At 64.5% G+C, this 23548-nt stretch carries 23 protein-coding genes; 2 read left to right on the top strand and 21 right to left on the bottom strand.

Features of this window, described 5'->3' with window-relative positions:
- Positions 1-131 precede the first annotated feature (131 nt).
- The 15 genes from lnt to LB532_RS15790 all read right to left on the bottom strand — a co-directional run bounded on the left by lnt (position 132) and on the right by LB532_RS15790 (position 14613).
- On the bottom strand, positions 132-1724 hold the full coding sequence (gene lnt, locus LB532_RS15720; RefSeq protein ID WP_140639969.1) for an apolipoprotein N-acyltransferase: 1593 nt from the start codon (positions 1722-1724) through the stop codon (positions 132-134).
- Between the two features lie 156 nt (positions 1725-1880).
- Complete coding sequence (locus LB532_RS15725) at positions 1881-2348, bottom strand: VOC family protein (protein WP_140639970.1); 468 nt, start codon at positions 2346-2348, stop codon at positions 1881-1883.
- A 10-nt stretch (positions 2349-2358) separates the two neighbouring features.
- Positions 2359-3453 carry a hemolysin family protein gene (locus LB532_RS15730; protein ID WP_140639971.1) on the bottom strand — a complete coding sequence of 365 codons (1095 nt, stop codon included), beginning with the start codon at positions 3451-3453 and terminating at the stop codon, positions 2359-2361.
- Between the two features lie 27 nt (positions 3454-3480).
- The gene (gene ybeY, locus LB532_RS15735) at positions 3481-3987 is read right to left on the bottom strand and encodes an rRNA maturation RNase YbeY (protein ID WP_140639972.1); all 507 of its coding nucleotides are present in this window, start codon (positions 3985-3987) and stop codon (positions 3481-3483) included.
- 18 nt (positions 3988-4005) lie between these two features.
- A complete protein-coding gene (locus tag LB532_RS15740) occupies positions 4006-4998 on the bottom strand; it encodes a PhoH family protein (protein WP_224518987.1) in 993 nt (330 codons plus the stop codon).
- An 83-nt stretch (positions 4999-5081) separates the two neighbouring features.
- On the bottom strand, positions 5082-6491 hold the full coding sequence (gene miaB, locus LB532_RS15745; protein ID WP_140639973.1) for a tRNA (N6-isopentenyl adenosine(37)-C2)-methylthiotransferase MiaB: 1410 nt from the start codon (positions 6489-6491) through the stop codon (positions 5082-5084).
- A gap of 64 nt (positions 6492-6555) precedes the next feature.
- Positions 6556-7356 carry a lysophospholipid acyltransferase family protein gene (locus tag LB532_RS15750; RefSeq protein WP_140639974.1) on the bottom strand — a complete coding sequence of 267 codons (801 nt, stop codon included), beginning with the start codon at positions 7354-7356 and terminating at the stop codon, positions 6556-6558.
- 19 nt (positions 7357-7375) lie between these two features.
- The gene (gene rimI, locus LB532_RS15755; protein ID WP_140559678.1) at positions 7376-7870 is read right to left on the bottom strand and encodes a ribosomal protein S18-alanine N-acetyltransferase; all 495 of its coding nucleotides are present in this window, start codon (positions 7868-7870) and stop codon (positions 7376-7378) included.
- Positions 7870-8547 carry a tRNA (adenosine(37)-N6)-threonylcarbamoyltransferase complex dimerization subunit type 1 TsaB gene (gene tsaB / locus LB532_RS15760; RefSeq protein ID WP_224556963.1) on the bottom strand — a complete coding sequence of 226 codons (678 nt, stop codon included), beginning with the start codon at positions 8545-8547 and terminating at the stop codon, positions 7870-7872. Before tsaB ends, rimI begins: the two co-directional genes overlap by 1 nt.
- 110 nt (positions 8548-8657) lie before the next feature.
- The gene (locus LB532_RS15765; RefSeq protein WP_140639976.1) at positions 8658-9764 is read right to left on the bottom strand and encodes a DUF1513 domain-containing protein; all 1107 of its coding nucleotides are present in this window, start codon (positions 9762-9764) and stop codon (positions 8658-8660) included.
- Between the two features lie 2 nt (positions 9765-9766).
- A complete protein-coding gene (locus tag LB532_RS15770) occupies positions 9767-10846 on the bottom strand; it encodes an imelysin family protein (protein ID WP_140639977.1) in 1080 nt (359 codons plus the stop codon).
- The gene (locus LB532_RS15775) at positions 10846-12342 is read right to left on the bottom strand and encodes a di-heme oxidoredictase family protein (protein WP_411908883.1); all 1497 of its coding nucleotides are present in this window, start codon (positions 12340-12342) and stop codon (positions 10846-10848) included. The genes LB532_RS15770 and LB532_RS15775 overlap by 1 nt, the downstream gene beginning before the upstream one ends.
- Before the next feature lie 114 nt (positions 12343-12456).
- Positions 12457-12942, bottom strand: a complete 486-nt coding sequence (bfr, locus tag LB532_RS15780) for a bacterioferritin (RefSeq protein WP_140496826.1) — start codon at positions 12940-12942, stop codon at positions 12457-12459.
- On the bottom strand, positions 12908-13219 hold the full coding sequence (locus LB532_RS15785) for a (2Fe-2S)-binding protein (RefSeq protein ID WP_140639979.1): 312 nt from the start codon (positions 13217-13219) through the stop codon (positions 12908-12910). Before LB532_RS15785 ends, bfr begins: the two co-directional genes overlap by 35 nt.
- A gap of 104 nt (positions 13220-13323) precedes the next feature.
- Entirely contained in the window at positions 13324-14613 is a 1290-nt protein-coding gene (locus LB532_RS15790) for an imelysin family protein (protein WP_140639980.1), read from the bottom strand.
- A gap of 438 nt (positions 14614-15051) precedes the next feature.
- Between LB532_RS15790 and LB532_RS15795 the strand changes: the two genes are divergently transcribed.
- Entirely contained in the window at positions 15052-16305 is a 1254-nt protein-coding gene (locus LB532_RS15795; protein ID WP_140639981.1) for an NAD(P)/FAD-dependent oxidoreductase, read from the top strand.
- A 101-nt stretch (positions 16306-16406) separates the two neighbouring features.
- Here LB532_RS15795 and LB532_RS15800 read toward each other — a convergent pair whose 3' ends face one another.
- Positions 16407-17684 (bottom strand): 4-aminobutyrate--2-oxoglutarate transaminase, encoded by a 1278-nt coding sequence (locus LB532_RS15800; RefSeq protein ID WP_140639982.1) that lies wholly within the window; start codon positions 17682-17684, stop codon positions 16407-16409.
- A gap of 333 nt (positions 17685-18017) precedes the next feature.
- Between LB532_RS15800 and LB532_RS15805 the strand changes: the two genes are divergently transcribed.
- A complete protein-coding gene (locus tag LB532_RS15805) occupies positions 18018-18158 on the top strand; it encodes a hypothetical protein (protein WP_181169381.1) in 141 nt (46 codons plus the stop codon).
- Positions 18159-18192: 34 nt separating this feature from the next.
- On the opposite strand, the gene LB532_RS15810 is transcribed toward LB532_RS15805, so the two are convergent.
- From LB532_RS15810 to LB532_RS15830, 5 genes are read right to left on the bottom strand one after another with little or no spacing between them, the layout of a single operon-like run.
- Entirely contained in the window at positions 18193-18939 is a 747-nt protein-coding gene (locus tag LB532_RS15810; RefSeq protein ID WP_140639983.1) for an ABC transporter ATP-binding protein, read from the bottom strand.
- Entirely contained in the window at positions 18936-19781 is an 846-nt protein-coding gene (locus LB532_RS15815; RefSeq protein WP_140639984.1) for an ABC transporter ATP-binding protein, read from the bottom strand. Before LB532_RS15815 ends, LB532_RS15810 begins: the two co-directional genes overlap by 4 nt.
- A complete protein-coding gene (gene nikC / locus LB532_RS15820) occupies positions 19778-20698 on the bottom strand; it encodes a nickel transporter permease (protein ID WP_140550114.1) in 921 nt (306 codons plus the stop codon). Before nikC ends, LB532_RS15815 begins: the two co-directional genes overlap by 4 nt.
- The gene (locus LB532_RS15825) at positions 20695-21762 is read right to left on the bottom strand and encodes an ABC transporter permease (RefSeq protein WP_140639985.1); all 1068 of its coding nucleotides are present in this window, start codon (positions 21760-21762) and stop codon (positions 20695-20697) included. Before LB532_RS15825 ends, nikC begins: the two co-directional genes overlap by 4 nt.
- Before the next feature lie 9 nt (positions 21763-21771).
- Positions 21772-23415 (bottom strand): ABC transporter substrate-binding protein, encoded by a 1644-nt coding sequence (locus LB532_RS15830; protein ID WP_140639986.1) that lies wholly within the window; start codon positions 23413-23415, stop codon positions 21772-21774.
- Positions 23416-23548: the final 133 nt, after the last annotated feature.

A 23548-nucleotide genomic window follows, 5' to 3' on the forward strand; every position in this document is an offset into this window, starting at 1 on the left:
CGCCGAATTTTTTCGGCTTTGTGATTTTTTTCCTACCCAAACAAAGCCGGAGGCGACTGCCCCAACAGAACGATCCACCGACTTCGAGAAATTTTCAGGCGTTACAGTATGAGTTTCTAATGTGTCGACTGTCAATTCACCCGTAGCCTTTGCCTTACATTGAACAGGACGGCAGCCAGGGCAAACAGCAACATGATCAGCATTCCGTTAATGCGCAGCTGGCTGGCGGACACGACCGCTTGCCGCGAGATTGGCACACGGACGTCGATGGCCCCGCGCGCGTCGATGGCCAGCGCATCGATGATGCGCCCGCGTGGGTCGACAACCGCCGAGATGCCGTTGTTGGCCGCACGCAACAAGGGCAACCCGTTCTCCACTGCGCGAATCTGAGCCTGCCTGAAATGCTGATAAGGACCCGGCGTATCGCCGAACCACGCATCGTTGGTAACGTTGACAATAAGCTGCGCTGACGTTGCGTCAACCGCCACCAGTTCGGGAAAGATCACTTCGTAACAGATGAAGGGCAAGGCGCGGACGCCGTCCGGCAGCGTGATCGCATGCCGCTCATTGCCTGCCGTGAAGGTCACCGGGCCAGCGACCAGTTGTTCGATGTCGAAACGGTCGAGCAGGTCGGCGAAAGGCAGGTATTCGCCGAACGGCACCAGATGGACCTTGTCGACGGCGTCAGCGATTTCGCCCCTGTCGTTGATCGCCACCACGGAGTTGTAGTAGCGGCTGCCGGCACCGGCCGCCGGACCGCCTTCCTCGCGCACGACGCCGGCGATCAGCATCTGGCCGGCGTCCAGCATGTCGCCCAGTGCGGTCAAAGCGTCCGGCCGCTCGGTGAGGAGGAACGGGACCGAGGTTTCGGGCCACAGGATCAGTTTCGGCTTTTCATGGCCGGGGTCCGGCGCCTTGGCCGACAGGCCTATCAGGGTGGCGAAGATGCGGTCGCGTACCGAGGCGTCCCACTTTTCCGAGAGGTCGACGGCGGGCTGGACGATGCGCACATCGATGGTGCGGGCCGCAGGCGCGGCCGGAGCGTTGAGCCTGTGATAGCCGAAGCCGGCATGAGCGGCGACGAGCACGACAAGCAGCGCGACGCCAAGACGAAGATGGGTGCGCGCCGCCAGCAGCGCCGGCAGCGAGAAGACGAACACGGCGAGCACGTTCATGCCGACCATGCCGGTGACCGAGACGCTCTGCATCAGCAGGGGCACCGGCATCGCCGCGTAGCCGATCGCATTCCAGGGAAAGCCGGTGAACAGGAAGCCGCGAAGCCATTCGGCCAGCCCAAAGGCGGCGGCCAGCGCCGCGATGCGGCCGATGTCGTTGCTCCACAGGAGCCGGGCGACCATGGCCGCAAAGCCATAGAAGAAGGCCAATGCAAAGGGGATGCCGACCACCGCGAAGGGCAGCGCCCAGGCGAAACTGTCGGCCTCTACAAGCAGCGCCGAGCCGATCCACCACAGACCGGCGAGGAAATAGCCGAAGCCGAACCACCAGCCGACGGCAAAGGCCGGCCGCAGCCGCGCAAACAGGCTGCCCGAGGCCTCACCGGTCGCCCCGTCGAGCAGCCAGACCAGCAGCGGAAACGAAATGAAACAAGCGGCAAAGAAATCATACGGCGCCTGGCCAAGCACCGCCAGGGCGCCCGCGAGGAACGCCACGAGCGCACGCCGCCAACCCCAAAACAGAATTATCCGGCCGGCCAGGCGGTTCATGCATGGTTCCGAGTCGTGCGAATCACGGCAGCAGATTTATCAGGCCGCGGCCTGCGCTCCAAACTTCGGGTGGTCTGCCGTGAAACCCACTCACCGCTGCTGGGGCCATCACGCAATTCCGGACGCAAAACCGTACACACGTTTCCTGGAATTGCTTTAGCGGTGCCACCCTTCTATGCGCACGTCGCCGAGCCGTTCGGCCTCTTCCAGCGGAACCGAGCGGATGGTCTGCGTGAAGGTCCAGACATGGCCCTCGGGATCGCGCGCCCGATACTGGCGCTCGCCGTAGAACTGGTCCGCCGGCTCCTGGATTATACCGGCACCCGCCGTCCGCGCCTGCTCGCAATGTGCATCAATGCCGTCTTTCAGCCTGACATAGACCGACTGCGTGTTCTTGCCCGAGACCGAGGCCGGGCTGGCGACATAGTCGCTCCATTCGGAATCGACGATGATGTAACAGTCGCCGAACCGCATCTCGGAATGGACGAGCTTGCCGTCGGTATCGCTGACCACCATGCTGCGTTCGAAGCCGAAAGCTGTCTCCAGCCAATCCAGCGCGGCCCGCGGATCCCTGTAGAACACGCCGGATCCCAAGGCGGCGTGCTTGAAGGGGTCTTCGGTCATCCGCAGGCGCTTAAGCCTGCTCGGTGCGCGCCGCGGCGCGGCGGCGGCGTTCGCCCTTCTGGTTCTGCACGATGCGCACGCGCTTGACGCGGCGCGGATCGGCGTCAAGCACATGGAACTCGAAGCCAGGGATGGCCTGCACCACCTCGCCGCGCGCCGGCACCCGGCCAAGCGTGTTGAAGATCATGCCGCCGATAGTGTCGACATACTCGCCATGTTCGCCGGCGGCGAAATCCCCGCCGATCATCTTGGCAACCTCGTCGATCTCGGCCTTGCCGTCGACGATGAACACGCCTTCACCGGTCTGAGTGATCATCGGCTCGTCGTCGTCGTGCTCGTCTTCGATGTCGCCGACCACCATCTCGACGATGTCCTCGAGCGAGACAAGCCCGTCGGTGCCGCCATACTCGTCGATGACCAGCGCCATCTGCGTGCGCGTCGTCTGCATGCGGCCCATCAGATCGGAGGCCAGCATGGACGGGGGCACGAACAGCACCGGCCGGATCAGGTTCAGTTCGCCTATGGTGCGCGAGAGATCGACCTGGGTGAGGTCGAGAACCGTGGCCACGGGTGTCTTCCTGGTCGCCCGGCCCTTCCTGACGCGCGCAATCTTGGTGATATGGGCCAGCACGTCGCGGATGTGGACCATGCCGCGAGGGTCGTCGAGCGTCTCGGCATAGACCGGCATGCGGGAATGGCCGGACTGTTCGAACATGCCAAGCAGATCGCCAAGCGTGGTCGCGATCTCGACCGCCTCGATGTCGGCGCGCGGCACCATGACGTCCTCGACGCGCACCTCGCGCAGCCGCAGGATGTTGTTGAGCATGGCGCGTTCGCCCGGCGAGAAGGATTCGACATCGCTCGTCGTCTCGGCGAGCGCGCCGGCGATCTCCTCGCGCAGGCTGGTTCCGTTGCGTTGCCTGAACAGGCCCAGAACGCGGTTGAACAGGGAAGGCCCGGCAGGCGACGGCTCACTGGCGACGCTGCCGGTGTTGGCAACACCAGGGGTAACGGTACTCGGACTTGATCCCTCTTCCGACGTATCGGAAGCCTTGGTCGCACTGCCGGCGTCGGGGCGGACGGCAGTTTCAGGTTTGTCGTTCATCTTCGTCCGTCAAATGGTTAGAAGTAGTTACGCGTAGGGATCGGGAATGGCAAGTCTGGCGAGCGCGGCGCGCTCGACGGCCTCCATCTCCTCGGCCTCGGCGTCGGTCTCGTGATCATGGCCCATGAGATGCAGCAGGCCGTGGATGACGAGATGGGAAATATGGTTCTCCAGCGGCTTGTCTTCCAGTGCCGCCTCGCGCGCCACCGTCTCCGCGGCCAACACGATATCGCCGAGCATCGGCGGCAGCGGACCGCCCTTGGGGAAAGGAAATGCCGGAAAAGACAAGACGTTGGTCGGCTTGTCCTTGCCGCGCCAGCCGGCGTTGAGCGCCTGGACATGGGCATCGTCGGAAAAAACGACGCTGAGTTCGGAATGGCCCGCCGCACCCGTCTCGGCGAATGCCGCCGCGGCGGCGGCGCCAACCAGCCGGACAAGCTCGGCTTCGTCCGGCCAATCCCCCGCCTCGATCGTCAGATCGATGTCGACGGGCAGCGACAGAGCCGGCCCGCTCGGCGTTTCGGCCTCAACCATTGGGTCGCACGACCAAAATCAGCCTTCGGTCCCCAGGCCGCGGGCGAGCTTGCCGTCCCGGTCGTAGGCCTTGACGATCTCGGCGACCAGCGGATGCCTGACGACGTCGCCTTCATTGAAGCGGACCGTCACCATGCCGGTCACACCATCGAGAATCCGGAGCGCCTCGACAAGGCCTGACTTGGTGTTCTGCGGCAAGTCGATCTGCGTTGGGTCGCCGGTGACGATCATGCGCGAATTTTCGCCCAGACGGGTCAGGAACATCTTCATCTGCATCGGCGTGGTGTTCTGCGCCTCGTCGAGAATGACGGCGGCATGCGCCAGCGTGCGGCCGCGCATGAAGGCGAGCGGTGCGATTTCGATCACCTCGGCGGCGATGGCGCGCTCGACCTTGTCGGCCGGCATCATGTCGTAGAGGGCGTCGTAGAGCGGCCGCAGATAGGGATCGACCTTCTCCTTCATGTCGCCGGGCAGGAAGCCCAGCCGCTCGCCGGCCTCGACGGCAGGCCGCGACAGAACAATGCGCTCGACCATGCCGCGTTCGAGCAGCATCGCCGCATGCGCCACCGCCAGATAGGTCTTGCCGGTACCGGCCGGGCCGATGCCGAACACCAGTTCCGAGCGCTCCAGCGCCCGCATATAGGCGTCCTGCGTGAGCGAGCGGGCGTAGATCGTCTTCTTGCGCGTCGATATCTGGGCGGCCGAGACCTTGCCCTTGCGCTCCAGCGTCGGCAGCGTGAGCTGGTCATCGGCGGCGACCGCCATGCGCACGGCGCCGTCGACATCCGACTGGCCGATATCCACCCCCTTCTGGAGGATGCCGTAGAGATTGTCCAACGCGCGGCGGGCCTGCTCGGCGGCGGAAGCCGACCCCTTGATGGTCAGCTGGTTGCCGCGCGAGCGGATGTCGACGCCCAGTTTCTGCTCGAGCCGGGCGAGGTTCTCGTCGAACTGGCCGTAAAGGGCGCTGGCAAGCTTGTTGTTGTCGAAAGTCAGTACGATGTGCGCCATGTCAGAAGCCCCAGATGCCGGTACCGGGGGCAGGTTCTTCAGCTCCGCTGCGCTCAACCGTCTCTCCTCATCTGCCGAGGTCATCAGACCAATTCGGCGAACAGGCTATTGTAACCCGTCTTCGTGATTCGCACCTGGATAATGTCACCGATTTCGCCGGCCTTTTCATCAACAATAACCGGCTGAAGCCAAGGTGAGCGCCCGACCTTCTGGCCGGCCTGGCGACCTGGCTTCTCAATCAGCGTATCTATGGTGCGGCCGACGAGACTCAAGCCGAAATCCTGCTGCTGCTTCAAAAGCAGCGCCTGGAGCCGCTGCAAGCGCTCGTCCTTGACCGCTTCCGGCACATGGCCGGCCATCTCGGCGCCCGGAGTGCCGGGGCGCGGCGAATATTTGAACGAGAAGGCCGAGGCGTAGTTCACTTGGCGCACCAGCTCCATCGTCGCCTCGAAATCGGCTTGCGTCTCGCCGGGGAAGCCGACGATGAAATCGCCCGACAGCGCGATATCGGGCCGCACGGCGCGGATGCGGTCGAGCAGCGCCAGATAATCATCCGCCGTATGCCTGCGGTTCATCGCCTTCAGGATGCGGTCGGACCCGGATTGCACCGGCAGATGCAGATACGGCATCAATGCCGGCAGGTCGCGATGGGCCGCTATCAGCTCGTCGTCCATGTCGCGCGGGTGGCTCGTGGTGTAGCGCAGGCGCGCCAGCCCGGGAATTTCGGCCAGCCTGAACAGAAGGCGGCCAAGGCCCCATTCCTCGCCGTTTTCGCCTTGCCCATGCCAGGCATTGACGTTCTGGCCAAGCAGCGTCACCTCGCGCACCCCGGCTTCCGCCAGGCGCTCGGCTTCGGCGACGATCTGTGCCACCGGCCGCGACACTTCGGACCCCCTGGTGTAGGGCACGACGCAGAAGGTGCAGAACTTGTCGCAGCCCTCCTGGACGGTGAGGAAGGCGGTGACGCCGCGCTTGATCACCTCGGCGCGCTTCGGCTGCGGCAAGTGCTCGAACTTGTCCTCGATGGCGTAGTCGGTTTCGACGATCTTCTCGCCGCCGCGCACCCTGGCCAGTACGTCCGGCAGCCGGTGATAGGTCTGCGGGCCGATGACGAGGTCGACGGCGGGCGAGCGGCGGATGATCTCGGCGCCTTCGGCCTGCGCCACGCAACCGGCGACGCCGATCAGCAATTCGCGGCCGGCCGCGGCGCGTTCGGCCTTCATTTCGCGAATGCGACCGAGCTCGGAATAGACCTTTTCAGCCGCTTTTTCCCTGATGTGGCAGGTGTTTAGCAGCACCAGATCGGCTTCGCCGATGGTCTGCGTCGCCGTGTAGCCGTCGGCGGCCAGCGCATCTGTCATGCGCTGCGAATCATAGACGTTCATCTGGCAGCCATAAGTCTTGACGAAGACCTTTTTCGCTGCCGGGGAAATCACTGCCTGCTGTCCAGCCGCAGTCCCGATGTCGTCGCTTTCAACCGTGTTCAAGTCCATCCGGCGGCTTCTAACGCCTTTCCGCGACAAAAAACAGACGATTCTGCCTGGGGGCCTTCGGGATTCAGCGGCTCGGGCGCGGCGCGGCCAGTGCTCCCTGCATCATTTCGCGCACGCGGCTTTCCATCAGCTTCGCCGTTTCCTTCCGGTTCGACCCCTTGGCAAAGACAATCGGTTCGCCGAAATGCACCTCGACATCGAGCGCGCCTTCGGCCATCAGCACCTTGAGGTGCGGCATCAGATCCTCGTCGCCGATCCACGCCGCGATCGGCCGGTGCCGGCGGCCGAGCGGCACGCCATGCAACCGGGTATAGGCGATCGCTACCGGCTGGATGAAGACCTGCTCCGCCGCGCCCTCCGAAATCGCCATCGAGGCGGCGCCGAACAGCGTGCTCTTGAAAGGCAGGACGATGTTGCCGTCGCCCGTCGAGCCCTCGGCAAACAGCACCATGGCATCGCCCTTGGCCATGCGGTTGGCGATCTCGCTCGCTTGGTCGCCGGACGAGCGCTTGCGCTCACGCTCGATGAAGACGGTACGCTGCAGCTTCGACAGCATGCCGATCAGCGGCCAGCCTTCCATGTCGGCCCTGGCGATGAACTTCACATCGGCAAACGAGCCCAGCACCATGATGTCGGTCCAGGAGATGTGATTTGAGGCAATCAGCAAGGGGCGGCGGTCGGACATCGTGCCGTTGACATGGATACGCATGCCGAGGGCCCTGACGATCAGCCTGTGCCAGATCTTGAGGATGAAGGTTTCGGGCCACCAGCCGGTCTTCATCGACAGGACCTGCAAAGGCACCAGGATCAGCGAACCGGCGACGACCAGCCCTATCGCCAGGAAAATCCTGATTTTTCCGATCATCGCCACCCCGAAACCCTGGCTAGCGAAGATCGCGGCGCATGACAAGCGCGCCGGTCGGGCCATGCTCGGGCGACCTGTAATAGTTGGGGCGCTTGCCGACTTCGCGGAACCCCAGACGCCTGTAGAGGGCGATCGCGGCGACATTGGTCTCGTCGACCTCGAGGAAGAGCGCCTCGGCGCGCTGCGCGTGCAGTTCGCGCAGCACCGCGTCCATCAGCTGCCAGCCTAGCCCCTGGCGGCGATGCGACCGCGCCACCGCGACGGTCAGGATCTCGCCCTCGCCGGCCGCCAGCCGGGCCAGCACGAAGCCGACCGGCGGCTTGGCGCCGTGCCCGGTTTCGCGCGCGGCATAGCCGAACACGGTGTCCTGTTCGAGCAAGGCCGCGAACTCGCCATCGGTCCAGGGCCGGACGAAGTCCTCGCGGTGCAGCAGCGAGACCGCCGGACTGTCGGTGGTCCTGAGCGGTTCGAGCGCGTAATCGCGGCGGCGCGACTGGAGAAAAGGTATGCGCATTATTTCCCTTGCCTGGAAAGTATGAACCCGGCCTGCGGCTTGGCGTCGGCGCCGCGCAGATAAAGAGGTTTCGGCCTCTCGCCCCCGCCCTTGGCGGCCGCCAGGCGGGCGTAAGTGAGAATGTCCGCGGTCGCCGTCTCGGGTCCGATGTCGAAGGCGCATCCGGCGAAGGCCGCGATCCGCGTCGCGGCGGCCCCGGCGAGCACCGAAGACCCCTCGCTCGCCATGGCCACGGCATCCGCCAGCGTGACCACGGCCGGACCGTAAGTCAAAACCGACATTTCATCGTAGAGAGCGGCATGGATCTCCTCGCGGCCGGCATCGAGCGCGGCCAGCACGGCGCGGCCGGGAAATGCCCCTGCCGCCTCGGCCGCCAGTGCCTCGAGCGTCGCCACGCCGATAGCAGGCACCTTGAGCGCCAGCGCCAGGCCACGCGCCGTGGAAACCCCGACACGCAGGCCGGTGAAGGAACCGGGGCCGACGGAGACGGCGATGGCGCCAAGGCCGGCATAGGCGGTTGCGCCAGCCTTCAGCGCCTCGGCGATGACGCCCATCAGATGCTCGGCATGGCCCTTGCCGAGATCGAGCACCGCGCGGCCGAGCTCCTGCCTCGCCCCGGCGTCATAGACGCAGGCAGCGCAGAGGTTGGCGGCACAATCGATGGCGAGCACTTTCATGAAACGACCGGTTCGAAAAACAATTCCCTGTGCCTGCCACAGCGCGCCACCGCAAGGGGATAGCGCATAATTTGTTAAGCGGCTTCGCTTCGGCGCAGCGGGAAAGGTGTCTAGGCGCCCCGCTCGATGCGCAGCATGTGGTTGTCCCAGACATAGTCCGGTTCCGACCGCGTCGCGCCATTGCCTTCTATGATCTCGCCTGCGCCCGTCGTCGCCATGAAGCCCCCCTTGTCCGGCGCCACGCCGCAGACCTCGACCAACGCACTGGTCGCGACCACCTTGCCGCTCGCCGCCTCGATCACCACAAGCGAATTGCCTTCCGGCGAAGAGACGGCGACGGTGCCGGCAGCCGGATTGGCCGCGACGGAACCGATATAGTTGCGGAAGCCGGACAGAACATCCCGCGGCATGTCGAGAAGCTGCAAATCCTTGCCGCGCGCCGCGCGGCCGACCAGCAGCGGACGGTCGGTGCCGGGTCCCCTGTACTGGCAGCCGAACCAGACTGTGCCGGTCTGGTCGGTGTCCATGTGGCGGATCGACAGCTGGTGCAGCGCCGCCGGCAATTCGTGCTTCTCGACCAGGTCGCCGGTGACACGGTCGATGAGCACATAGGATGGCTTCATGGTGGCGATGTTGAGCTCGGCGCGGCCATAATCGGGATGAGTCTCGATGCCGCCATTGGCGACGGCGATCGTCCTGCCGTCGCCCAGGAGCAGAAGCTCGTGCGGTCCCATGCCATGGGTCGGGAATTCACCAAGGCGCTTGAATTTCGCCCGCGCATCGTAGACGCCGACGACGCCGGCAGCGTTGTCGAAATCGTTCTCGGTGGCGTAAAGCAAGGCGCCGTCCGGGGAGAATACGCCATGGCCGAAGAAATGCCGGCCGGTGATGCTGGCGATGGTCAGCGGTTCATCGCGCCCGGCGTGATCGAAGACCACGGCAAAGGTGCCGGGCTGGCGGGCGAAGACCACCGAGCGCTTCGATATGGGATCGAAGGTGACGTCGTGGCCGCGGTCGGGCAAGTCGATCGCGTGCAGGAGCTTGCCGGCCTCGGACAGGATTGCGGCGCCATAGCTGCCGTCGCGCTTGACGAAGGCGGTAGCGAAGACGGCATCGGCGGCAAGCGTCTTCGCCCAGGCCGGCGGCGCGATCGCCGCCACGAAGCCTGCTCCAGCGGCTCTCAGGAAATCGCGACGGTCGATGAGGGAGGTTTTCACGCTCAGTCCCCATCCAGCGAGGAAAACCCGGCGGTCAGGCCGAATTCGGCGGTCAGCCTGATGCCGAACAGGGTCGACAGGCTGGAGGTGATCACCGCGAAATGCTCGAGCTTCGCGCGTAGCGCCGGATCGCCGAGCGCCAGATCGATCGGCCCCTGGACCGTCTTCGCGGTGGCGACGCCGTTGACCAGCTGGATATGGATCGATTCCGCTATCCAGCGCGCATCGGCCGGCAGCGCATCGCCGAGCTTCGAGGCCTCGAACAGCCCGTCGATGCCGGCAAGGTTTCCGGCCAGCGAATTGGTGGTGTTTTGCGAACGCCAGTAGATCGCCTGCTTCGGCTTGTCCGCCTCCGGCTTGCCGCCCAGGAAGCCTTTCAGGCGCACGTCGCGAACCATTTCCAGCTCGTTGATGAAGATGCCGACCAGTTCCGTCACCGCTTCCGTGCCGTCGCGATAGAGCGGATTCCGCGGCCCCGGATTGGCCCAGAGCGCCGCAAAGCCGTCGCGCTTGTTCCAGGCGTCGGCGACATCGCCGGCCATGGTTTCGATGTTGCCGGCAACCGCGGCGCCATAGGCGCAGCGATAGGGATCGTTCTTGCCGGCAAGCGCATCGGCGCCGTCACCGTAGAGCACGAACTCCAACGCGCCGAGCCCCTGCATGGCGACGCTCTTGCCGGAAAGCTGTGCCGGATCGTCGGCGCTCGGGTCTTGGGCGGCCAACGCGGCCTGCACCTGTTTCAGGCCAATGCTTTTGCGATCCGGCCAAAACAGCATTCGCTCCAGCCGGTTGTTTTCCTTGATCGGGCCGAACCCGATGATCTCGGCCGACGACCAGGCATCCACCGTGCGCGAGAATTCGGCGCGTGCCGCATCGAGATCGCCCTTTGAGGGTTTTTCGCAAAGCGCGTGCATCGCCTTGTTCAAGCCCGCCGCGCGGTCGTGCAGACTGGCATAGGCCGGCCGGACAAAACCGTCGATTGCCTGCTGGATGACGTCAGCGGCCTTCACCGCCGCCCATGCGGGGGTGGCGCCCAGCAGGGCCAGAGGAAGAAGGATTACCAGCGCGGAACGCTTCAGCATCAGAGGGACTCCAGGAATTTGAGCAATGCCTCGCGGTCGGCCGCATCGGCGGCGGCGAAGCGGTCGCGCGACTTCTGGCCCTCGCCGCCATGCCAAAGAATCGCCTCGACCAGGCTGCGGGCGCGGCCATCGTGCAGATAAAAATTGTTGCCGTTGACCGTTTCGGTGAGGCCTATGCCCCATAGCGGCGGCGTGCGCCATTCGTTGCCCGTCGCCTCGCCCACCGCCTGGCCGTCGGCAAGGCCGGGGCCCATGTCGTGCAGCAGGAAGTCGGAATAGGGCCAGACAAGCTGGAAGGCCTGCGCCTTGTTGGGCGCGTCGCGGCGGGTGACGAATTTTGGCGCGTGGCATGAAACGCAGCCGATCTCGTAGAACAATTTCTTGCCGGCGAGCACATCAGGGGCGCCGAGGTCGCGGCGCGCCGGCACGGCCAGGTTCTGCGAATAAAAGGTGACGAGGTCCATGACCGGCGCCGGCGCCTCGGCCGGGCCGAGCCGCTCCTGCACGCCGTCCGGCATGGTAAGGCAATCCTTCTCCGCGGCGGTGCAGTCGCCCCAGTGTTTGGGCTCCTCCGGCGTCGAGATGCCGATGTCGCCGGCAAAGGCATCCGCGGCCTGCTGGCGGATCGACGCGGTCTGCGCCTTCCAGCCGAAACGGCCAAGAGTGAGCTCACCGCTCATGCCGTCGCGCACGATGTTCGGCCTGCCGGAAATGCCGTCGCCGTCCCGGTCGTTCGGATCGGCATGGGCGAGTATATCAGCGGGCGCGATCTGCTCGATGAGGCCGAGCCCGATCATCGGCGGCGTCAGGCGCGGCGACAGCGTGGTGCGCGGATCGAGCGGGCCGTAGGCCAGATCATCGACCGCGTAAGCGGGCTTGCGCAGCGAAACCACGGTGCCGTCGCCGAGCCCGACCTTTTCCTCACTGTAATCGACGCGCATCCGGCCCTCGCCGCGCAGGCCGGGGACGGCCAGGTCCTGCAGCTGCGAACCGTAGACCGGATCGGGGATGTTGAGCAGCCTGTGGTCGGCAAGCCGAGCCTTCTCTTCCTCGGTGCTCGCCTTGCGCGCTAGCCGCAGGAACATCGACGTGGTGCCAGCCGCGCCCTGCGGTGGGCGCCCGCGGCCGTCCTTCAGATGACAGTTCTGGCAGGCGCGTTCGTTGAACAGCGGTCCAAGCCCGTCGGAGGCCTGCGTCGAGGACGGCGACGACACCCAGTTCTTGCGGAACAGGGCGTTGCCCAGCTTGAAGGTGCCTTCTTCCTCGAAGGTGATGTTGGCCGACGATTGCGAGAAGGAATCGCGGTTGACGTCCTTCCTGGATGTGCCGGCGCCGCCTTGCATCAATTCGAACTGCTCGGGTTTCGAAAAGTCCGTGGTCGGCCTGGTAACGGCTGTGACGCGCGCCTGATCCTTCGGGCTGAGATCGGTGCGCGTGGCGGCGAAATTGGCGGGCTGCTGCGAGCCGGACCCGCCCGTGGCGAAGGCCAAAAGAATGATGGCGGCCGAACCGGAAAGCACGATGCTTCCCGGTTTCCTGTTTGACGATAGGCCTTTGGCCCGCCGCCAGCGGCGCAGCAATGCTAGGGTGCGCCGCATTCCCGCATGCCCTTACTCCGCCTCGTCCGCCGATGCGGCATTGAGCTGGCCGTATTTTTCCTCGCCGATCGAGGCAAGCAGATCGAGCTGCGTCTCGAGGAAGTCGATGTGCCCCTCCTCGTCGGCCAAGAGTTCCTCGAACAGTTTCATGCTGACATAGTCGCCGGCTTCGTTGCAGACCTCACGCGAGCGCTTGTAGGCGGTGCGAGCGTCATACTCGCCGGCAAGGTCGGATTCGAGCACTTCCTTCACGTTCTGTCCAATACGCAGCGGCGCCACGGACTGCAGATTGGGATGGCCTTCCAGGAAGATGATACGAGCCACCAGCTTGTCGGCATGGTGCATCTCCTCGATCGATTCGGCGCGTTCCTTCTTGGCGAGCTTGGCGTATCCCCAGTCCTCCAGCAGACGGAAATGCACCCAATACTGATTGACGGCACCAAGCTCCAGGAACAGAGCCTCGTTAAGCCGCTCGATGATCTGTGGTTCGCCTTTCATGGGTTCTGCTCCCGTATTGGACGCGCAGGCCTCTGACGCGATCCAGATGTGAAACGATGTCAACGCCGCTCGCCTCCGAGCGGGCGTGGTAGTTCTCGGTGACCCGAATGATCGTTTCGACCACATTTGGGAAGCAGCCGCAACAGCGCCCGCGCTTGTGCATGGCGTGATAGACTTTTGCCGGCACGACGAGCTGCCAGGGATCCTGGTCCAGCAGCCGGACGATCGTCTGCTCAATCTCCTTCTCGGTGATGATGTTGCAATGGCAGATCAGCATAAACTTGCTCGGATGGCTGACGGCGCCTCCCGCGCCGTGTGGCTTGACTCTATCTTCCCCGCGCCGAAGCCGTGTGACCCCGGCCCGGTTTCCAGACTTGATGCTTACTGGAACACCTTGTCCGGCGCGTCGAGGCTGTCTGAACCCTCAAAGGCGATGGCGTTGAGCTTCAGCGCGCCGACGGCGCGTTCGACCGATTTGGTCTGGTCGATCAATGCGTCGATCGCCGCCTGCACCGTGGCGTTGCCCTCGGGGTTGCCTTCGGCGATCTGCTGGTCGTAAGCCTCGCCGCCTTCGGCGCGGGCCTTGATCGCCTCCATCTTGGCGACGGTGACATCGAGCTTGTCAGACAGTTCCTTGTCGATGGCCGGATCAGCCGCCTTGACCATATCCGCCACCGACGGCCCTGAAATAACGGTGCCGTCCAGCCTGGTGTAGCTAGCGTGATAGGCGGCGCGGATGCCGATGGCGTCATAGAGATGGGAATTGTAGGTGTTGTCGGAGAAGCAGTCATGCTCCTCTTCCGGATCGTGCAGCAGCAGGCCGAGCTTCATGCGCTCGCCGGCGAGTTCGCCGTAGGAGAGCGAGCCCATGCCGGTGAAAATGGCCGAAATGGCGGCGTTCGGCTCGCCGTCGACCAGGTTCTTGCGCGCAGCGCCGCCCTCCTTCCAGTCGCCGACCATCTCCTGGAGGTCGGACACCAAAAGCGTGCTGGCGGACTTCAGATATTCCGCGCGGCGGTCGCAATTGCCGCCGGTGCAGTTCTTGAGATCATAGTCGGTGTAGGGGCGCTCGCCGGCGCCCGGTCCGGTGCCGTGCAGGTCCTGGCCCCAGAGCAGGAACTCGATGGCATGGTAGCCGGTGGCGACATTGGCCTCCACGCCGCCGGCCTCCTGCAGCGTACCTGCGAGGAATTCCGGCGAAAGCTTCGAGGCGTCGACCTTCTTGCCGTTGATCTCGATCTCCTTGTTGGCGATCACATTGGCCGTATAGAGCGAATTCGCGTCGGATTCGGTGCCGTAGCTCTTGGCGACATAATCGATCAGGCCTTCGTCCAGCGGCCAGGAATTCACCTTGCCTTCCCAGTCGTCGACGATCTTGTTGCCGAAGCGGTAGACCTCGGTCTGCTGGTAAGGAACGCGCGATGCCTTCCAGGCCTCGCGGGCGGCATTGAGCGTCTCGGCCGAAGGCTTGGCCAACAAGGTGTCGACCGCCTTGTCGAGCGCCTGGGCTGACGTCAGCGAATCCTCGTATTTGGCAAGCGCGATGTCGGCATAGGTCTTGATGACCGCCTTGGGATCGCTCTCGGCCTTGGCGGGCAGCACGAACACCGCTGCCGTCAGCAGGGCCGTGGCGCCGATCGCCGCAAGCCTGCTGCCATGTCGTGCCGTCATTATCGCTCTCCAGTTTTTCGGGAATTTTGTGAACGGCGCGCGCGACAGCCGGCGCCAGGCCATGTGCAGGCCGTCATTCGCGGGGTATGCCGCGCTGTCGCGCGGGTCGAAGAAGAAAGACACCAAAATGCCTCCAATCGAAAGGGTTCAAGGCCCAGACATCAAAGGGATGCGCCGATGCGCGAGGCTCCATAAAGCTTCAGGACCGATGGAAGTCAACGAAAATCGACAGGAAAACTCAATTGAAACAATAGTTTAGAATTATTCTAAACTGCGATAGTCAACTTTACCCGCCTGCACCGTGTGCCGACTTCGTCGCCGAACTGTCCGATTGACAGCCGCCGTTCCGGGTGCGACCCGCAACTGGCCTCTTGCGGCGGCGCCAGACAATTGCCACGTGGCGAGACATCCTAAAATCCAGCTTGGGATCGGAATGCGATGAAGAACGGCGTGGTCATTGTCGGTGCGGGGCATGCGGGCGTACAGGCGGCGGCAAGCCTGCGCGAGGAGGGTTACGACGGGCCGGTGATCCTCGTCGGCGACGAGAACGAACTGCCCTATCACAAGCCGCCGCTGTCGAAGACCTTCATCAAGGATGCCGAGGCCAAGCCGCAACCCTTGCGTGGCGAGGCCTTCTACACCGGCAACGCCATCGACTACCGGCCGGGCGTTCGGATCGACCGCATCGATGCCGGCAGTCGCCGTTTGGAGATATCAGGCGGCGGCGAACTTGCCTTCGATCGTCTGATCCTCGCCACCGGCTCGCGCCCGCGCCTCCTGCCGCTGCCGGGCGCGGATCTGTCCGGTGTGGTGTCGTTGCGCTCGCTGGCCGATGCGCGGCTGATCCGGGACTTGAGCGCACGGAGCGAAGACGTCGTCATCCTCGGCGGCGGCTTCATCGGGCTGGAGATCGCGGCGACGCTGCGCGCGGCCGGCCGCACCGTAACGGTCGTGGAAGCGGTCGACCGGCTGCTTGGCCGCGCCGTGGCGCCGGTCGTGGCGAGCCATGTCCGCCAACGGCTGGAAGCGACCGGCGTGCACATTCTCACCGGCACCACGATCGCAAGGCTCGAAGGCGAAAACGGCCATGTCACGGCCGCGATCACCTCGTCAGGCGAAAGGCTGCCGGCGCGCATGGTCGTCGTCGGCATCGGCGCCGTGCCCAATGTCGAACTGGCCGGGGAAGCCGGCCTCACCATCGCCAACGGCATTCGCGTCGACCACCAGATGCGCAGCTCGGTGCTGGAAATCCTCGCCATCGGCGACGCCGCCTCCTATCGGCATTGGTTCACCGGCGGCGACGTGCGGCTGGAATCGGTACAGAACGCCACCGACCAGGCGCGGCTTGCCGCGCGCACCATAACGGGCCATGCCGACGCCTATTCGGCCGTGCCCTGGTTCTGGTCCGACATCGGCGACATGAAGCTGCAGATGGTCGGCCTGACATCCGGCGCCGACAGCCATGTCGTGCTGGGCGATCTCGCCGACAACAAGTTCTCGATCTACCACTATGCCGCAGACAGGCTGCTCGGCATCGAATCGGTCAACCGCCCCGGCGACCACATGCTCGGCCGCAAGATGCTCGGCGCCGGCTTCTCGCCGGCGCCACAGACGGTGGCAGCGGGGCCGGACGGATTGAAAGCGGCGCTGGCCGCGTTTCAACAGGATGAGCCCGCAAGGGCTGCGGGATAGAAGGCACCCGAGGTCAAACATCAATTTCGACGTCTGCGCTGCCCCTCATCCGCCTGCCGGCACCTTCTCCCCGTATGGTGACGGGGAGAAGGCCCGCCCTTTCAGGCAGCGCGAACCTCGCGGATCGAGCTTTCCAGAATGTCGAGCGCCTCGTTCATGATGCCGTCCTGGATGGTGAGCGGCGCCAGGAAGCGGATGACGTTGCCGTGGACGCCGCAGGTGAGCAGGATCAGCCCCTTGTCGAGCGCCTTCAGCCTGACAGCATTGGCCATCTCCGCCGATGGCAAGCCCTTCCTGACGTCGTTGAACTCGACCGCGTTCATGAAACCGGGGCCACGGATGTCGACGATTTCCGGGACGTCGTCGCGGATCGAGCCCAGACGCTGCTTCAGCCTGGCGCCGAGCGAGTTGGCGCGGTCGCACAGCTTCTCTTCCTCGATCACGTCAAGCACCGCGTGCGCGGCGGCAACGCCGATCGGGCTGCCGCCATAGGTTCCGCCCAGACCGCCGGGGCCAGGCGCATCCATGATCTCGGCGCGGCCGGTGACCGCCGCCAGCGGAAAGCCGCCGGCCAGGCCCTTGGCCATGGTGGTGATGTCGGCGGCCACGTCATGATGCTCCATGGCGAACATCTTGCCGGTGCGGGCGAAGCCGGTCTGCACCTCGTCGGCGACGAGCAGGATGCCGTGCTGATCGCAGATCTTGCGCAGCGCCGCCATGAAGTCGCGCGGCGCCTCGTAGAAGCCGCCCTCGCCCTGCACCGGCTCGACGATGATGGCGGCGACCCTGGCCGGATCGACATCGGCCTTGAACAGGCGGTCGAGCGCGGCAAGTGAATCGGCCACCGAAACGCCATGCAGCGGCACCGGGAACGGGGCATGGAAGACGTCGGCCGGCATGGCGCCGAAGCCGACCTTGTAGGGCACGACCTTGCCGGTCAGCGCCATGCCCATGAAGGTGCGGCCGTGAAAGCCGCCGGCAAAGGCGATGACGGCCTGGCGACCGGTGGCATTGCGGGCGATCTTGATGACGTTCTCGACCGCCTCGGCGCCGGTGGTGACGAAGATCGTCTTCTTCTCGAACTTGCCCGGAAGCATGCCGTTCAACCGTTCGGCCAGCCTTACATAGCTCTCATAGGGCACCACCTGGTGGCAGGTGTGGGTGAAGCGGTCGAGCTGCGCCTTGACCGCCTCGATGACCTTGGGGTGGCGATGGCCGGTGTTGACGACGGCGATGCCGGAGGAGAAGTCGATATAGCGTCGGCCCTCGACATCCCAGATCTCCGAGTTCTCGGCCCGGTCGGCATAGATCTGCGTGGTCATGCCGACACCGCGCGAGATCGACTGGCTCTTGCGTTCGGAAATGGCTGAGTTCTTCATGATGTCCCTCATAGGGCCGGCGCCCGTTCTGCTTGATCAGATGTCTTCTGGGCTTATTTCATGTTTTCCTCAAGTCGGCACCGCCGGCAGTCGATTGGGCCTGACGTATCGCGCCTGACCAGCCGGCGACACCTGTACCAGGGCAACGGACCGCGTTAACGGGTTCGGAGCCTTCGCGGCGCGCTGTTGAGGAGCATTGGACGGAAAAACCCGCCTGTGCGGCGGGTCCCTTGGCGCAACTCAGCACCATGACTGAATATCTACCATAGTTGCCTTCACCCCGTCAAGAAAAAATTCCTATCATGAGAAACCGGCACGGCCGGACTGGCTGCCATGATGGGCGGCATCATCGCGGGCACCGCGATCACGCTGTTGTTCCTGCCAGCGCTTTACTTGACGTGGTTCAGAATCAAGGAGCCGAAGCAGGAACGGAATGGCGCGGTGGAAGACCGTACTGTTGCTGCGGAGATGTGAGGCAGGTCGAAGGACATGGCGTTCGTGAGGAGAGCTACACTCTCACGAACCCCTCGGATGCCCTGAGCAGATTGCGCGTATAGTCCTTCGAAACACGGCGTTCGACCAGGTCGTTCGCTGCCAAATTCTCCACCGCCTCGCCGCTTTGCATCACCATCAGCCGCTCGCACATATGGGTGATGATGGCGAGGTCGTGGCTGACCATCAGGAAGGTGAGCTTGCGCCGCCGGCGGACCTCCTCGAGCAGGTTGAGCACCTCGGCCTGCACGGAGGCATCGAGCGCCGAGGTCGGCTCGTCGAGCAGCAGGATCGACGGTTCGAGGATGAGCGCGCGCGCGATCGCCACGCGCTGGCGCTGGCCGCCCGACAATTGATGCGAGTAGCGGAAGCGGAAGCCGCTGCCGAGGCCGACCTCGTCCAGCGCCCGCTGGATGCGCTTTTCGCCGTCGCCAAAACCATGGATGGCCAGCGGCTCCTGCAGCAGGCGGTCGATGGTCTGGCGCGGGTGCAGCGAGCCGTACGGATCCTGGAAGACCATCTGCACTTCGCGGTAAAAGGCCTTGTCGCGGCGCGCGCCGAGCTTCTTGCCGTTGACCGTGATGCTGCCCGAAGCGACCGGCGCAAGGCCGGCGATCGCCCTCAGAAGCGTCGATTTGCCGGAGCCGGATTCGCCGACCAGGCCGAAGGATTCGCCCGGCTGCACGTCCAGGCGGACGCCCTTCAGCGCGCGAAAGCGGTCGAAGATGACCTCCAGCCCGTCGACGGCGATTGCTGAGGTCATGCCGCCCACTCCGGCTTCCGGTCGAGCACCGGCAACGGGTGACGATCGGCGCCGATCTTGGGCATGCAGTTGAGCAGGCCGCGCGTGTAGGGATGCTGGGCGCGACCGAGTTCGGAGGCCTTGAGTTGCTCCACCACCTTGCCGGCATACATGACGATGACGCGGTCGCAAAAGGACGAGACCAGGCGCAGATCGTGCGAGATGAAGATCAGCCCCATGCCGCGCTCGCTGACCAGCCGGTCGAGAATGCCGAGCACGTCGAGTTGCACGGTGACGTCGAGCGCCGAGGTCGGTTCGTCGGCGATCATCATTTCCGGCCCGGCGATCAGCATCATGGCGATCATGACGCGCTGGCCCATGCCGCCCGAGACCTCGTGCGGATGCAGGTCGAAGACACGCCGGGGGTCGCGGATCTGCACCGCTTCCAGCATGGCCAGCGCGCGCTCCCGCGCCTCGGCCTTGGAGACCTTCTCATGCGTGCGCAGCGTCTCGACGATCTGGCGGCCGATGCTCATCACCGGGTCGAGCGAATATTTCGGATCCTGTAGGATCATGGCGATGCGATTGCCCCGCAGCGCGCGGCGCTCGCGCGCCGAGACGCCGAGCAGGTCGATGCCGTCGAACGCCAATTTATTAGCCGATATCCGCGCTTGTGGCGGCGTCAGCCCCATGATGGCGCGGCCGGTCTGCGACTTGCCCGAGCCGCTCTCGCCGACAATGCCCAGCCTTTCGCGGCCGAGCGAGAAAGAGACGCCGCGCACGGCCTCGATCAGCCCGGTGCGCGTCGGGAAGGTGACGCGCAGATCGTCGACTTCGAGCAGCGTCTTGCTGTTAGCGTTCATTGGTCGCCGCTCCGGGGGTCGAGCGCGTCGCGCAGGCCGTCGCCAAGCAGGTTGAAGCCGAGGCTGACGATCAGGATGGCGAAGCCCGGCGCGCCGGCCACCCACCATTGGTCGAGCACGAAACGGCGGCCCGAAGCGATCATCGTGCCCCATTCGGGCAGCGGCGGCTGCGCGCCGAGCCCGAGGAAGCCGAGGCCGGCGGCGGTGAGGATGATGCCGGCCATGTCGAGCGTCACCCGGATGATCAGCGAGGAAATGCAGAGCGGCATGATATGGCGCAGCACGATGCGGAAGGGCGAGGCGCCCATCAGTTCCACCGCCTTGATGTAATCGGAATTGCGCACGGTCAGCGTTTCGGCACGCGCGATGCGGGCATAGGGCGGCCAGGAGGTGATGGCGATGGCGAGCACCGCGTTCTCGATGCCGGGGCCGAGGGCCGCGACGAACGCGAGCGCCAGGATCAGCTTGGGGAAAGCGAGGAAGATGTCGGTGATGCGCATCAGTATGGCATCGGTCCAGCCGCCGGCATAGCCGGCGACGGTGCCGACCACGAGGCCGATGGGGGCGGCGATGATGGCGACCAGGATGACGACATACAGCGTCCAGCGCGAACCGTAGAGAATGCGCGAGAGTATATCGCGGCCGAGATCGTCGGTGCCGAACCAGTGCTCAGCGCTTGGCGCCAGCAGGCGCGCATTCTTCAGATCGCCGAAAGTCGGCGAATAAGGCGCCAGCACCCCGGCAAGGGCGGCAATGACCAGCAGCGCGATGATGATGAGCAGGCCGAGAAAGGCCAGCCGATTGGCGGAGAAACGCCGCCACGCGACATAGGCGCGGCCGAGCCTTGCCTGCATGCGTGAGGCCGGCCGCTCGCTGAGCAGCCAGTCACGGCGGCTCTGGATGGCCTCGGCGCTCATGCGGATTTCGTCCTCGGGTCGAGCACGCGGTAGAGCAGGTCGGACAAAAGGTTGATGCCGATAAAGACCGAGCCGATGACGATGGTGCCGCCGAGCACCGCGTTCATGTCGGCATTCTGCAGCGAATTGGTGATGTAGAGGCCGATGCCAGGCCAGGAGAAGACCGTCTCGGTCAACACCGAGCCTTCCAGCAGCCCGGCATAGGAGAGCGCGATCACGGTCACCATCGGCACGGCGGCATTGCGCAATGCATGAGCCCAGATGATGCGGGTTTCCGACAGGCCCTTGGCGCGCGCGGCGACGATGTATTCCTGGGTGAGTTCGTTGAGCATGAAGGAGCGCGTCATGCGGCTGATATAGGCGAGCGAGAAATAGCCGAGCAGCGAGGCCGGCAGGATGATGTGGCGGAAGGCATCCCAAAAGACATCCCACTGCCCCTGCATCGCCGAATCGAGAAGATAGAAACCAGTGATCGGCGTGAAGGTGTATTCATAGACGACGTCGAGCCGTGCCGGGAAAGCAACCCATTGCAGCTTGGCGTAGAACAGGACGAGCCCGAGCAGGCCAAGCCAGAAGATCGGCACGGAATAGCCGATCAGGCCGATGACGCGGACGACCTGGTCGATGATGCTGCCGCGCCTGACGGCGGCCAGCACACCCAGCGGCACGCCGAACAGCGCGCCGATCAGCGTCCCCAACGTCGCCAGTTCCGTCGTCGCCGGAAGGGCGCGGCGGATGTCGGTCATGACTGGATTGGTGGTCAGCACCGAGGTGCCGAAATCACCATTGAGGGCATTTTTGACATAAATATAGAACTGCTCGACCAGCGGCAGGTCGAGACCCATCTCGCGGCGCGTGCGTTCCACGACATTGGCCGGCGCCCGGTCGCCGAGCACGGCCAGTACCGGGTCGATGGGAATGACGCGGCCGATGAAAAAGGTCACCGCGAGCAGACCGAGATAGGTCGTGATCGCGATCACCAGGAAGCGGCCGATCGATGAGAAAATGGCGACGGCACGGGCGCTGCCGCGCCCTGCCGCCGCCTGATTTTCAGCTACGCTCATCCGCCGGCGCTATTCCTTGGAAACCGGCCCAACGAAATTGGTGTCGAAGCTCGGGCCGAGCGCGAAGCCCTTGAGGTTCTTGCGCAACCCGGCGACTTCCAGCTGCTGGTGGATGATGACGAAGGGACTGGTGTCGAGGATCTTCTGCTGCAGATCCTTGTACATGTCGGCGCGCTTGCCCGAATCCTTCTCCAGCAAAGCCGCTTCGGTCTGCTTGGTCAGGTCCGGAATGTCCCAGGCGTTGCGCCAGGCCAGCGTCTTGGACTTGCCCTCATCCGAATTGTCCGGGTTCGAGGCAAAGGTCTGGGCATTGGAGTTCGGATCGAAATAGTCCTGGCCCCACTGACCGATATAGATGTCGTGGTTGCGGGCGCGGTACTTGGTCAGCGTCTGCTTGCCGTCGCCGGGAATGATCTCCAGCTTGATGCCGGCCTGGCCGAGCGTCTGCTGAATCGATTCCGCCATGCCGGTTGTCGGCTGGCCGGTGCGCACATCCATGGTCACGCTGAAGCCGTCGGGCAGGCCTGCCTTGGCCAGCAGTTCCTTGGCCTTGGCGACGTCGAGCTTGAACGGGTTCTTGTCCAGTTCGCCGAGCACGCCCTTGGGCAGGAAAGTCTGGTGGATTTCACCGATGCCCTTGAGGATGGTCGAGCTCAGCGCGTCATAGTCGACCAGATATTTGAAGGCCTGGCGGACTTCGGGCTTGGCGAGGTTCTGGTTCTTCTGGTTGAGGCTGATGTAGTAGACAGTGCCCTTCGGCGCACTGGTGGTGGTGAGGTCGGCGTTCTTGGCAATGGCGTCGAGGTCGTTCGGCTCGAGATTGCGGGCGACGTCGATGTCGCCGGCCTCGAGCGCCAGGCGCTGTGCCGAGCTTTCCTTCATGTTGCGGTAGATGACGCGGGCAAGCTTGGCCTTTTCGCCGTAGTAATTGTCGTTGCGTTCGAGCACGACGGCCTCGTTGGCGCGCCACTCACGCAGCTTGTAGACGCCCGAGCCGGCATAGCCGGTCTTGAGCCAGGCATTGCCGAAATCATTGTCCCATTTGTAGTCGGCGCTCGGCGTGACCGCCGCGACATGTTCCTTGACCAGCTTGGCGTCGACGACCGAGGCGACGGTGGCCGACAGGCAGTTCAACACGAAGCTCGGCGCATAGGCCTTGTCGACGGTGAACTGGAAGGTGCTGTCGTCGACCGCCTTGGCCTTTTCGGTGACATTGTCGCCGCTGATGCCGAACTGGCCGATGATGAAGGCCGGGCTCTTGTCCAGCTTGACGGCGCGTTCGAACGAATAGGCGACGTCGGCCGCGGTGATCGGGTTGCCCGAGGCGAATTTCAGGCCGGGCTTGAGCTTGAACGTATAGGTCAGGCCATCGTCCGAGACAGTCCAGCTTTCGGCGAGATCGCCCTTGACCTTGGAGGTGTCGCTGAGGTCGAGCCGGACCAGCAGGTCATAGGTGTTGCCGGTGACCTCGGCGGTCGACAGCTCGAACGCCTCGCCCGGATCCATGGAGATGATGTCGTCGATGGCGAAGCCTTCGACCAGCGTGTCGGCTGGTGTGACCGCGCCAGCCGGCGCTCCCGCCAGAAGCAGCGCCGACATGGCGGCACCCGCAAGCAGAATGCGGGATCGTAGAGCAAGCTTTTCCATCATCATGGTGACTGTTCCCTGTTTTGTTGACCTGAGTTCCCGGCTCAGGGTTGCGGTGTTTTTCCAGGCCGACAAGGGCCCCCTTTGACCACTTACCGTCGTGGTTTTTGTCCAGTTGGTCAACAGCATATCCGGCGGC

This window comes from Mesorhizobium sp. ESP-6-2 (genome assembly GCF_020164675.1).
Classification (GTDB): domain Bacteria; phylum Pseudomonadota; class Alphaproteobacteria; order Rhizobiales; family Rhizobiaceae; genus Mesorhizobium.